Origin of the sequence: Alteripontixanthobacter maritimus, assembly GCF_003340475.1 — a bacterium.
In the GTDB taxonomy this organism is placed as follows: domain Bacteria; phylum Pseudomonadota; class Alphaproteobacteria; order Sphingomonadales; family Sphingomonadaceae; genus Alteripontixanthobacter; species Alteripontixanthobacter maritimus.
In genome coordinates this window covers 888,926-901,683 of the sequence record NZ_QBKA01000002.1, presented here as the reverse complement: position 1 = coordinate 901,683, position 12,758 = coordinate 888,926, and the positions used below count along the sequence as shown (strand labels likewise).

8 protein-coding genes are annotated in these 12,758 nt (G+C 59.8%); 2 read left to right on the top strand and 6 right to left on the bottom strand.

Annotated elements, in window-relative coordinates:
- Positions 1–52: 52 nt before the first annotated feature.
- From HME9302_RS04440 to HME9302_RS04415, 6 genes are all read right to left on the bottom strand, one after another.
- Complete coding sequence (locus HME9302_RS04440; protein WP_230079870.1) at positions 53–5,197, bottom strand: isopeptide-forming domain-containing fimbrial protein; 5,145 nt, start codon at positions 5,195–5,197, stop codon at positions 53–55.
- Positions 5,198–5,258: 61 nt separating this feature from the next.
- Positions 5,259–6,335 carry a hypothetical protein gene (locus HME9302_RS04435; RefSeq protein WP_147270760.1) on the bottom strand — a complete coding sequence of 359 codons (1,077 nt, stop codon included), beginning with the start codon at positions 6,333–6,335 and terminating at the stop codon, positions 5,259–5,261.
- A 75-nt stretch (positions 6,336–6,410) separates the two neighbouring features.
- Positions 6,411–6,893: a hypothetical protein gene (locus tag HME9302_RS04430; RefSeq protein ID WP_181815684.1), complete on the bottom strand. Its 483-nt coding sequence runs from the start codon at positions 6,891–6,893 to the stop codon at positions 6,411–6,413.
- 10 nt (positions 6,894–6,903) lie between these two features.
- Positions 6,904–7,881, bottom strand: coding sequence for a hypothetical protein (locus tag HME9302_RS04425; RefSeq protein WP_115366019.1), 978 nt, complete (start codon positions 7,879–7,881; stop codon positions 6,904–6,906).
- 250 nt (positions 7,882–8,131) lie between these two features.
- Positions 8,132–9,511, bottom strand: a complete 1,380-nt coding sequence (locus tag HME9302_RS13405) for a sugar transferase (protein ID WP_115366018.1) — start codon at positions 9,509–9,511, stop codon at positions 8,132–8,134.
- 140 nt (positions 9,512–9,651) lie between these two features.
- Complete coding sequence (locus HME9302_RS04415) at positions 9,652–10,248, bottom strand: hypothetical protein (RefSeq protein WP_115366017.1); 597 nt, start codon at positions 10,246–10,248, stop codon at positions 9,652–9,654.
- A 124-nt stretch (positions 10,249–10,372) separates the two neighbouring features.
- Between HME9302_RS04415 and HME9302_RS04410 the strand changes: the two genes are divergently transcribed.
- The gene (locus tag HME9302_RS04410) at positions 10,373–11,809 is read left to right on the top strand and encodes an O-antigen ligase family protein (protein ID WP_181815683.1); all 1,437 of its coding nucleotides are present in this window, start codon (positions 10,373–10,375) and stop codon (positions 11,807–11,809) included.
- 174 nt (positions 11,810–11,983) lie between these two features.
- Positions 11,984–12,706: a polysaccharide biosynthesis/export family protein gene (locus HME9302_RS04405; protein WP_115366015.1), complete on the top strand. Its 723-nt coding sequence runs from the start codon at positions 11,984–11,986 to the stop codon at positions 12,704–12,706.
- Positions 12,707–12,758: the final 52 nt, after the last annotated feature.

Here is a 12,758-nt window from a genome sequence, read left to right as displayed (position 1 = left end):
GGCATGGTTAACAGCGGCTCAACATCTGCCAATGGGATTGGACGGAAGCACATCATCGGCCCAGCCCCAGAAAGCCGAATGTGTCGGCATCGAATTTCAGGCGGACTGCGGCATACACACCCTTGTCGGTGTTGCGGGCGGCGGAAAAGTCGGGATCGCGGAAGCCGGAGATGTTGTAGCCCAAAGTCACCAGCACGCCGTCAGCCGGAACCACGCCAATCTGCGGCCCGAAGGCGAAACTGGTGGTGTTGTCAGTCAGGTTGGCGCGCACAGTGGCGGAACCGCCCAGCTCGATATGCTCGCCCACACCGATGCGTGCGTCGAGACCGGCCAGCGCAGTGAAACCTTCAAGGTCGAAGCCTTCTACGCTATCGAAATTGTAGCGACCTCCCAAAAACAGGCTGTATTCCTCGCGGCGCACCTGGCCTTCGACATCATCGGTCGTGCCATCGCCATCGACGTCGTAATTAGCGGTGCCGTGGGGCGACCAATTGGTAGACAGGCTGGCGATGGCGCGGCGCGATCTGGCGTCGCCGTTTACTAGCAGCGCTGTGCGTCCGGTCGGGCCGAAGTCCCCTGCAACAGCGTTCGTCACCGCGTCGCTGCGATATTCCAGCTTACCCAGGAAAGCGACTTCCGATGCGGCAGGGCGATGGGCGAGCGCAATCGCACCGTCGAGAATTTCTGTGGTCGCGCCATTTTCACCTTCCGCGCGGGTATAGGTGAAGCCGGAGCCGACAATGCTGCCCTCGCCCAATTGGCGGATTGCGCCCAGGGTGACGCCAGTGCGATCAGCGAATTCGCCATCGCGGTACTCGGCGCGGCCGGTCGCGCTCCAACGGTCCTTGCGATACGCAGCGCCCAGCGAAATGGCGGTGAAGTCTTCGAAGAAGGTCCCATCCTGGCCGAGCTGGCCGCCGCTAGCGACGGGCTGTGCGGGGTTTACGATGTCGGCAATCAAACCGAGCTGTTCGTCGCTGCTGTTCAACGTGCGGCTGCCGTCGATGGAGGCATCCAACACCAGCGTCGGCGAAACCTGCATGGTCTGGGCGAGGCCGAAGGCGGCGTAGCTGCGATTGCCCAGCTCGCCGATGTCCTGCTGGCCAAGTGCGGTAACGATTTTACCGCCGGTCCACGGGCTGGCTTCGACACCGGCCCGGAATGTGCGCGCATCGATGGTCTCGCCGTTGGCAATTTCATACACGCCCACCAGTGCCACGTCGCTGGTCACGGCGTAACGTGCGCCGAAGCGATGACGGGATGGCAGATCGATGCTTTCGGTAGTGCCGAGGCCGATGCTGCTGGTGCTGCTGAGTTCCAGCCTATTGTCGAGCAGACGCTTCGTGATGCCGCCTTCCAGCACGGTGGAGGTATTGATGGTGCTGTCGGGCAGGCGATCGGTAAAGTGCGTCAGACCGAGGCGCAGATCGGTGGTGTCGGCGGAATAGGTGCCCTGAACCTGCGCTGCGCGGCGGCGGGCGGTGTCCGTCATGCTGTCATCCTGCCACACGCTACCTACCACGCTAAGCTGGTCGGAAAGCTGCACCCGAGCGTCCACGCCAACTTTGCGGCGGCCCCGTTCCGCGCCACTTTGCTGGCCGACACCATAATCAGCCTCCAACGATCGGGCGTATGCCAGCACGTCGAGATTGCCGGTACGGTGCTCCGCCTCGACCATCCAACCCGTCGACGTCTCACCATCGCGGCGGCTAGCGGCGAGTTCGGCGCGGACTTCGGTAGCGTCCCCGATGCGGATGCGTGCGTCGACAGCAGCGATGTTGGTGCGCTCGTCGTCGCCCTTGTCGGAAATGATCGTTGCGCCGAGACGCACGCTGTCATCGTCATTTGTGAAAGTGGCGCGCGCGCCGGCGTTCCAGGTATCGCCCGACAATTCGTCCACTTCGTAATCCACGATAATGAATTGCGGGTTGAGGTCGAAATCGCGGCTGGTGACAGGAGCCTTGAAGGTGATGGTGCCGGATAGCAGGTCGATGTCGTAATCGATGAAGCGCGTCAGTTCACGGCGCTCGATGATGATTTCGCTGCGGAACCGGTCGCGCGTCTCGATCGCCACCTGTTCGCTGTTAGGCACAAGACGGCGGCTGCCGAGGCGGTATGGTCCGGTAATGCCGGCGCCTTGGATCTCGTCGCGGCGGTAGCGGGTGGCAACTTCCGCAGCGAAGCCTTGCACCTGCACCGCGCCGAGGCGTGCTTCCGCTTTTACACCAGTCGCGGTGCGGTTGTAACGCGCAAGCGAAGTCTGGTCGAAGCCGGTCGTGAAATCTCCATACAGCGCGTAGAACGTCGCGGTTTCGATACGCAGATAGAGCTTCTCGCGGCTGGCAGCGTCGAAACGGCGGCTGCTGGCATCGGCATACACCGTATAATAGGCGTTGGGGTCGATCGTACCGAGCAGGCGCTGGTTATCGCGCTGCTTGGCACTGTCGTAGGACAGCGTCAGCAGATACTTCCCTAGTACGCGGCCCTTGGCATACAGCGCAACACGGGCGTCGTTGCCCAGATCGCTGTCGAAGCTGCCGCTGCGCTGCATGTTGTCAGCTACACTGCGCGCACCGACCGTGCCTTCTGCGAGGCCCACAACCGTCCATTCGATATCGCCCGGCTCGATCCAGCTTTCGACCTTTTGCGTGCGAGTAATGTCTCCATCGGAAAATGCGAAATCAAGATCGAGCGAGCCGCTGACCATGGTCGGTGCAAGTTCGATCCGGGCGATGCCGTCATTACCCTGAATCAGCCAACGCGCGCTCGCCCCGCCCAGCCCGGTCAGCTGGCGCAATTGTTGCGCCTCGATCTGGCTGGCGCTCTGATAGGGAGCGTTGATGGTAAATTCGCCCGACACACCGGCACGTACCGGACGCCCGCGACGGTCCAGCATCCGGACAGCGATCACCGGACGCGTACGGCCGTCGGCAATCAGCAAGGATTGGTCGCGAACCAGTTCGGCGCGGTTGGGAAGCGAAGTGAAATACACCATGCGTTCAATCGACTGCGCGACAGTACCATCGGCGTTCAGGATATCCGCAGTGAGCTGTGTCCGTTCGCTCGGCAGCATGACACCGCGCCATTGGCTGACGGAGAAAGCCTTGTCGGCAGACGTGCGCATGCCCTCGAAGGACAACGGCTCGACTTTCTTGCCATTGGCCCGCAGCACCACCTTCTGCCCCGGACGATGGCGGATTGCCACGCGGGTTGCAGGCGCACGCGGGTTGTAGTCGGTACCCGGAAACAACCAGCCGTCGGGGCCGTCACCCAATTCCAGCCAGTTGCGCACACCAATTTCGGCTTCGCTCGAAGCATCGTTTGCGGCTGCATTAACTACGTTAAGCTGCGCAGGCGCTACAGTCCCGCCAAGCAAATCGCTTTCATTTTCAACGGTTTCGTTCAGCGCCAGCTCGCCCGGTCCGACCGGCGCTGCTGCTGCAATTTCAGCTAACGCAGCCTCGGTCAGGATGGCGTGGAAATCTGCCACCACCAACGAACCGCCCCGCCCGATTACGAAACGAGAGGTCGCGCTACCGGCATTACGGGTCGAGCGGCTGCAATCGACGAATTCGCCGCCTTCGGGCAGCGTCATCCGTGCGGCCTGCACCACATGCGTGCCGGGTACCACGCCTTCGAAATGATAGCGGCCTTGCGCATCCGTAACGGCAAAGCTGCCATCTTCCATCATCACCCGGATGCCGGGAATGCCGATGCGCTGCGCTTCCTCGATGCGGCAGTCGCCCGCAGTGATGCGCCCGATGATCGTCATGCGGCTAACGATGATATCGCGCAGAATATTGACCGTGGCGCTTGCTCTTGCGTTGCGCCCTCGGGAATCAATCGCTTCTGCGCGATTTTCCGCAGTTCCTGCAGGGGCATCGGAGCGCACCGTCATGGCGTAGGTTATCCGCCGGGTCGCCCCACCAGCAATATCACCCAGCGCCAGCGTAAGCGTGCTGCCATCAGGCGCGAAAGTCGCCGCTTGCGGAGCGGGTGTTCCGTCGATGCGGACGGAATCCTTCCGCAGGCGGAGCGATGGCGACGGCGTATCGACCAATATCACGTCCTGCTTGGCGCGCACGGCATCGGGATTGCGCACTGTAACGGTGTAAAACACCGCATCACCCGGCTGCACATCGGCGCGCGAGGCGGTTTTGGTTATCGCAACGGCCACTCCCGGTCGATCGAGCGGAATATCGATCTGCACCGGCGTGCGCGATACCAGGGCCACTTCGTCGCCATAGGAAGCATCCACAATTACAAATTGTCCGCCACCCGGTCGCGACAGCCGTGCAATCTGTTCCGGGGAGACAACCGAAGGGTGGCTGTACGGACCGGGCGGTTCAACCAATAGACGGTAATTTCCCAAAAATGTCAGCGGAAACCAGTATTCCCCGTCTTCCATCGGGTACACATTACCGGAGGCGTCCGTAATTGGCTGGCCGGCAATAACAGTTGATGGCCAACGAGTAACACCGTCTTCGGCAAATACCGTCGCGGGCAGTCCCGTTGCAGCTTCGACAAGAGTGACCCGGCCGCCCGACACTGCTTCCCCGGTTTCGCTGTCGAACAGGATACCGAATGGATCGACCAGCACCTCGACCTGCGCCTGCAGGATCGTAGCGGTTCCACCTGTCTCCAGGACGGCGATCTGAATCGTACTGCCGTTTGTCAGGCTGAGCGCGCAATCGTCCTGCCGGACCGGCGGGGGGATGCGGCGGGTGGCGATCTGTCCGATGAACAGCCCGGTGTTAGCCCCGGTTTCGTAAATAATTATTGTTTCACGGTCGCCGGTGCTGGTGGTGATGACAGTAGTCAGGCTGTCGACTGCACCAGGATCGACATTCGCCGATGCCGCGCGCACCTCGTAGACCAGCGGCTGGCCTGCACGAAGGATGGAGCTCTGCTCGACGGTTTGCGACAGCGTTCCACCAGCGGTGCGCGCGCTGGCAATGCCATTTGAGGCAGTGTCGCCTGCCGAGGCTGGGCAAAGCGGTGCCGGAAATTCGAGCGGGGTACCCCCCGCTCCGGGACGAAAAGTGCGAATTTGCGGCGGCAAGGCGTCGCGCGTCGTAACAATCGTGTTCGATTCAACCGAGAAATCCACTCCGCCGAAGCTCCATTCGGCCCTGGCGGTATTCGTAATGTCCTGCGCGCGTGCCATCCCACTAAACACGACGAGAGGCAGCAGCACTAAAAGTAGCGCTGCTGCCCATTCGCGAACAGTAGGATGAAAACGCACATTCATCCTGGATTTACGGTGTCGTAAACGTCACATCACCATCGATGATCGCCCGGAAATAGAACGCTTGGGATCCGCCAGCCGCAATATCGCTGAGAGTACCTGCAACGGTCCGCGTGCCAGCCGTATAAGTGCCGGAGTCCGTACCGCCGGAGCAGACGTTATTCACATCCGCGGTCGCGTCGACGAATACACCAAAGGTGTTATCGAACGTCAGGTTCGCGACGAGAACGTCGGTAACCTGGATGCCTGTGGCAGTAGCACTTCCGGCGCCGTTTTCCACATTAATACAGTATTCGACCACTGCGCCTGGAATGGCTTTCGGATTGGTGACGCCGCTGACCGGATCGGAAATTACCCGGCTGGTCTTCGATACGGTAAGCGCTGCGGCACTTACTACGAAGGTGTCTGTATCGGATTCGATCCCGTCATTGCCGGTGTCGGCAAACACGGTATCCACCGCATTCGGATCATCGGCATCGCCCGTGTTTGCAACTACATCAGCGCCAAGAACGCCGGTGGTACCCGCTTCAGCTGCAGTACCGGTTAGGGTAACGTTCGCGGTGTTGCCGGTAACCGTTCCGCCTGGAATATCACCAACGACGAAAACGGTGACCGTTTCGTCTTCAGGGATTTCGTCGAGGAACGTAATCAACGTATCGGCTGCGTCGAATTCACCCACCGTACCCGCCAACGGATTGTCGAGATACAGCTGGAAGCCGTCGTTGAGCGTGCCTGGCTGGCGGATGTTGAAGTCGTCCGCACCGTCTTGGGCAACGTCGAGCGAGAAGTCGAGCGCCGCGTTGGAGAGGTTGGTCACTTCAAACGTCACGTAGGATTCTGAAGAACCCGGCGAGACGGAAGTGGCGCCATTACCTGTTTCGACAACCGTGAAGTTGACCCGGCGGTCGACAGTAAACGTATCAGAAGCGGTTTCCGCCGTCTGGGCGACTCCACCGACATTGTAGTTCACCGTTACGGTGTTGGTGATGGTCTGGCCCGCCTGGGTGCCTTCTGCCATCGCTGGTGTACTGAGCCCGATAAGTGCGAATGCACTTACCGCCCCCAGCAATTGAGAGGTGCGTTTCATTCTACTGGTCCCTTGTTTTACGTCTCGCGCTTACCCGATCCGCCCGCGAAAAATGGCGGTATTCCATGCACTTGATCAGCGCACGATTGCGTAATATTCCAGTCGGCCGCTCTCGCCGGGAGCAATGCTCGCCAGCGTCCAGCGAACATGGGTAACGTCAATTTCAGCTGCATCGCGCGACACGCCGCCTTCGCTTTCGACGCGAAGGTCGTTTAGCTTGCCCCAGGTTTCGCCCCCGTCGACCGACACGACGAGATCAGCGTCGGATCCTTCGGACAAGCGCACGGCCGCAGGCAGCGGATTGGTTACGACGAAATCCTCAATCGCCTCGCCGCTGGTGTTGGTGTAGCTGGTCGCGAACAACAGACGGTCGCCAGGAATCACTACGTCCGGCGCAACCATCTCGATACGATCGCCGCCATTGTCATCGAGCGTGATCTGTTCCTTCATGACATCGCCGGCCAGAGTAACCGGTTTGTCCTGTGCCGTGGCTGGCGCGGAAAACGCGCCGATCGCAAAAGCGGCCGCAGCGAAAACAGAGATAAATTTATTATGCATGGCTATTACCTTACTCGTCGATCTTGACATCGAATGTGATGATATTGTCGGTTCCGCCGGGGGCATTGCCCAAATCCACGCGGATGCCGGTAGCGTCGGCCTCGCCGGCGTCGGTATCGTCCGCATCGGTTAGCGGAGCCGCGTCCAGCGCCAATGTTCCGAACTGGTAGGATGTACCGGATGGAATGGCGTCCGTGATGACCAGCGCCGTCGCCGTTCCGCTGCCGCTAACGCTGGCTGACAGTGTATACGTAATGATTGCACCGGGCACCGCACTGGTGCCGCCGAAAGGGTCGCTGACAACGCCGGTTTTCACGAGCTCTACCGTGGTAACACCGACGATGAGCGAACCGGTCGCATCGTCGTCCGCGCCGGTGGTTCCAACGACAGCGTCTACGCCATTTTCACCTTGCGCGCCGAATGTCGTCCCTGGCGCGCCGCTACCTGTCACGGCATCGGCGATGAGTTGCACCGAACTTTGCTGGCTGTCGGTGGCGGTATTCGGCACCGTGACCAGGACAAAGACAGTAAGGTTGCCATCGGCTGGCAGGATCGCGGTGGTTTCCGGCCCGGTGAGAACTTCGTCGATGCCGGGGTCGTAAACACCGTTGCCGTTCGTATCGACGGCAATGCCATCGACTGTTGTGTCGAAATCGTTGCCAGAAACGGCAGCGTTGGTGGTCAGCACGAACGCTTCCGGTCCGTTGCCAATATTGGTGAGTTCGAACGTTAGAACCGCATCGCCCGGCGCGGTACCTACCGCTGCCGCATCGAGCGAAGTCACGGTCACGTCGAGCAGCTCATCCACTTTAAGGGTTACGGTGTTGGAATCGACTGTCTCCACCCCATTGCCTACGTCGTATGACGCTTGCGCGGTGTTCTCGATCAGCGTTCCTGCCGGCACGCCTTCGGCATGTGCGGCAGAGGCAGCCAAAGCCGCGCTGAGAACAATAGGAATGAGCCCAATACGGGTTTCTACTCGTGTCATAGACACAAGATTTAAGGGAAATAGGTTATCAAACCGTTGATCCAGCCGAGTTCAGATGCCCGGAAACCGCGGTTTATCAACGATTACAGGCCGTTCATCAATCCGACAGCTTAGTTAACCGTGATCTAGCAAACCATGCATTTGCTTAGTGGATAACGCGTATTATCAGGTTTCCGTAACGTCGCTGGGACATCAAATCGCTAATTGAGAATAATCCGGGACAAAGACCATCCAGCGGTTCGAACAAGGCTCAATACGCGTTGGGGTGCACCAACACGCGCAAGGTCTGTGCAATGATTGTCAAATCGCGCACCAGACTCCAGCTCTGGACATACTCAAGATCGCTCTCCAGCCGGTTCACCAACTGGTCGCTCGTCTCGGTAGCGCCCCGGTAGCCGCGGATCTGAGCAAGCCCGGTCAGGCCAGGCTTCATCTTGTGCCGGTGCCAGTACCGGCTGTCGATTTCCCAGAACAACGCGTCTTCCGCCTTGCTTTCCAGCGCATGGGGTCGCGGGCCGACAATACTCATATTGCCCACCAGCACGTTGTATAATTGCGGCAATTCATCGATGCTTGTCCGGCGCAGAAATCTACCCACCTTCGTCACCCGGTCATCCGTGCGCGAAGTTGAGGTGGTGCCGTTAGCGTCGAGGCTGTCGGTTCGCATGGAGCGGAATTTCAACATCTGAAAGCGGCGATTGGCAAGGCCCAGCCGTTGCTGTTTGAAAAGCACGGGCCCCTTGCTGTCGAGTTTGATCGCAATGGCCGCACCGATGAGGATCGGAGCAAGTAGGATCAACGCTGCGACCGAGACGATCAGGTCCAGCGCTCGCTTCGACACCCGGTCGGCCAGTTTCATCGGGCCGCGATCGATCACGAGTGAGGGCGTATCGTAAAACTGGCCCAGCGCCACCGGCCGGGATTCCAGCAGCTCGGGCGCCAGCAGGTCTATCCGCATTCCAAGCCCGCGCAGCATATTGGTCCAGACGCCGCGCCGCTCCGGCCGGCAGGCCACCACTACAGCATCGCATCCGCGCAGCTCTTCAGAAAGGCGCTCGTACATGTCGGGGTTGTCGCGTTCGGGATCCAGCCAGTCGCCCGGCTCCACCACCACCGAAAATTCGCGACCGGGGCTGGCGTTCGGCTCGTCCACGATCAGGCCGACCCGGCTGACCCCGCGCGGCCAATTGCGTGCCACCAGATAGGCCCAGCCCCAGCGTGCCGGAAAAATCATGCCGAGGAAGATTATCGCCGACAGGAATATCTCTGCGCGGGAGACGAGCACCTGCCACTTTAACAGGAACAGCGCAGCCAGCAGGAGCGCGAAGGCAACGAAGAACGTGCGGATCGGAGCCAGTACCATGCGCCGCAACCGGGCGCGCCGGAAGAAGGCGAAATTCTCGCCCATGTACACGCCGCGCTCAAGCGCAGTACCGACGTAAAGAACGATGAGCGCAATCGCGACTTCCGTACCGCGCTGGGCCTCACCCGGCCAGATAGTGGCAGCGATAATTTGCGCCAGCGAAAGCAGGACTACATCGAGCATCACGAGCGAAAGCGACAGCTTTCGACGCAGCCCGATTGCCGGCACGAAACGCCGATCTTGCAAGAGTGCCGGTTTCAGCAACATAGAAGCGGTTTACACCCGTGAGCATCAACGTAAGAAAGGTGCCCGAACCACCCCGGGAACTGCCGGTGCCAATGCACCGTAAGCTATCAAATTTCAAGGCCCGGCCGTCGGAACGGGAAAATCCGATAGGCTGCAAGAGTTTACAGCTCGGATCGCTGGCCCGGCCCGGCCCGCCGTACTTTTGAGGAACGCGTCTTTCGCATACGCCTTGCGCGCCGTTCGGCCCGCAGCAGCCATACGCCGTAGGCGGCAAGCGCGAGTAGCCCAAGTTCCAACAGATAGTTAACCCGCAAGGGGCCAGCGGAGGCATAGATAAGTTGGTCGAGCGGATGGAATGAGATTATGCGCAGAACGATCAATCCGATAAAACCCAATGTAGCAAGGGTCCCTGCCAGCATCGAAAAAGTGCGCTTGCGAAACGTCATCGCCTGCCAGACCCCGACTGCGACCGCTATCAACACCAATGCAGCAGCAACCGGCCCCTGGACGGCGTAACGTTCTGCATAAGCCGCCTCATCGGTAAAAGTACCGCGCAGGATGGCGCGCAACCCTTCCTCTGCCTGAACCATCCGAAAAACCGCAAGTCCGACGAAGAACAGTGCGATCCCGATCCAATGCGCGCGGCCTGCCAAAGGTGCGCCGCGTGTGGGTTTCCTGAACCCTGCCCAGAAATACAAGCCGGCGACAAATATGTACAGCAAGCTGCCAGCGGCGTCGGCCAGCGTGAACGTTTCCATGCAATCCATTCCGTTCCATCCGGGCCGAACCTCATTATGAGGGGGCTGCCGGGGTTCAGCCGAAGCGATTCGATAACGCCCGGCAATGTGCACGCGGATTAAGCGATCGAGAGGCCGAGACAAAGTGCAATCAATCGAACCTGCCCATGACATTGCGGTTCCTTCGGACACCGCGCCTGTCGCAAGGCGAGATCGTGAAGTGGTCCGGACCGGCACGGTAGCCGGTTGGGCCTGGAGCGTGGCTATCGCCGTTATGCTGGTATTTGGCGGTACCAATCCAAGCTATCCGGCCACCCGTCATTTCGCTGAACTAGTCGCTTGCGGCGTGATTGCGGCTGCTCTGGCCGGCCGTGCAAGCGCACGGTTCCGCATTGGCACCACAGATGTGTTGCTGATCGCGCTGATCGTACTGATGGTTGCAACCATGATTCCATTGCCGCCCGGCCTGTGGTCCCTATTGCCGACTCATACAGGTGTCGCTGCGATGGATGAGGCGGTATTCGGAGCGGCGCAATGGCGAGCGATTTCGCTGAATTCTGAACACACGTTGCGCGCTTCCCTGTTCCTTCTTCCCGCCATCGCCATTTATCTGGCAGTGCGCAGCGGTGACGCGTTCCGTCACGAGGCGCTTTCGCGCGGCATCCTGATTGCGCTGGCAATCGCCATAACCATGGGTCTTGGTCAGACATTAATCGGCGAAGGGTTCTATCCTTTCTCCCGGTCGGACCGCGAATTCTCCATTGGATTTTTTACAAATCACAATCATCAGGCGACCTTCCTTGTGATGGGCGCGTTGGTATGGCTGGCAAGGGATCGTATTGCGCAGCCAATAAAGAGAACCAGCGGCACGGCACCCTTGCAGCTTGAACATTACATTTTGCCCGTTGCAATTGTAGCTCTGACAGCGCTCGCGGTTCTGCTCACTGCGTCGCGCGCAGGCCTCGGGTTATTGGTGTTCGCTTTGGCTGCCGGTGCCTGGGTGTTGGTACGTGCACGCTTGGCGCCCGGTCGGACTGCAATCTTATATGCCGGCGGGGGTTTTGCACTATTAATCGTCAGCGTGCTCGCACTACCGTTTATCGACGGCGGCGCGCTTTCAGCAATTACGGATCGTGGGGCCATCGGCGTGGATCGGCGGTTCGAAATCTGGCCACAGGCTGTTACGGTAGTGGGTCAAACGATGCCGCTAGGTAGCGGGTTCGGCACTTTCCGCGAAGTATACGAGCAGTACGAGCCGCTCTCACTGGTTGGAATGCTTTACGTCAACCATGCGCATAATGATTACCTCGAACTGCTAATAGAGGGTGGTATCCCGGCCGCTGCGCTTCTTATCGCTTTTGTTGTCTGGTTCGTCCGGCGCACCTGGCCATTGTTCATAAAGCGTCTCGCGCCGCCTTCGCTTTCCTTGTTTGCTACAGCTATCGTGGTTGCGATGTTGCATTCGGTGGTGGATTATCCGCTGCGGACAATCGCGGTCGCCATGCTCTGTTCATATGCCATCGCCCACTTCGCAAACCGCGCCGCACCCGATGCCAGGCAGGCTGGGCCGGTGCCGCATTGATCATTTTGTCGTGTCTGGCCCCGGGATCGGATCGACGGCGAACTAACATAGGTGAATCAAAGGCCCACGCCTTGCCACACGCTAGAGGCACCGTTAGTGGGAGGTTGAAATCGGCGACAGGTCGCAGCGCGCAGGATCGGCGTGTTCACCTGCCGGAAAAATGGACGTTTATCGATGAAGTTGGCCAATTTGTTATCGCGCGTTCTGATGGCGACGCTGGGCGCAGCGGCGCTGGCGGGATGTCAGAGTACACCACCCGTCGAAACAGGAGTCGTGCGCTCGACAATACCGGTAGATGCCGAATTGCTTGGGCTCGCGTCCGCCACGCGCCAGCTATCGGTGTACCCAATCGGCGCCAACGATACGCTTGCAATAACGGTGATGGGCGAACCAGAACTGTCGATAAATAGTGTGCGCGTTAGTCAGGACGGTACGTTCCAATATCCGTTGGTTGGCAGCGTGATGGCAGCTGGCCGAACCACTGAAGCGATCGGCAATTCCATTCGGGACCGCCTCGCTGCTCGCTATTTGCGCGACCCGGTAGTTACAGTGAATCTGCTGGAACAGGGCAGTCATTTGGTGACTGTCGAGGGTGCGGTGGAAAGCCCCGGAATTTTCCGGTTCCAGCCGGAAACCACGTTGATGGGCGCGGTGGCGCTTGCCAAGGGGCCGGAACGGTCGGCTGCGCTCGATCAAGTCGTGCTTTTTCGCGAAGTCGACGGTCAGCAGATGGCCGCCCGTTTCGATCTGCAGCAGGTCCGCACAGGGGCCATGATCGATCCGGTCCTGTTTCCCGGTGACAGGGTGATGGTGGGTACCAACAGGCGCTCGGTGCTGTGGCAGGATCTGATCCGCACCCTGCCCGCCTTCGGCATTTTTGCCACCGTTCTTCGATAGCGTTTGCGTGCAAGGCAGGACTGATACAGTGCAGGACATGACTACACGGGGC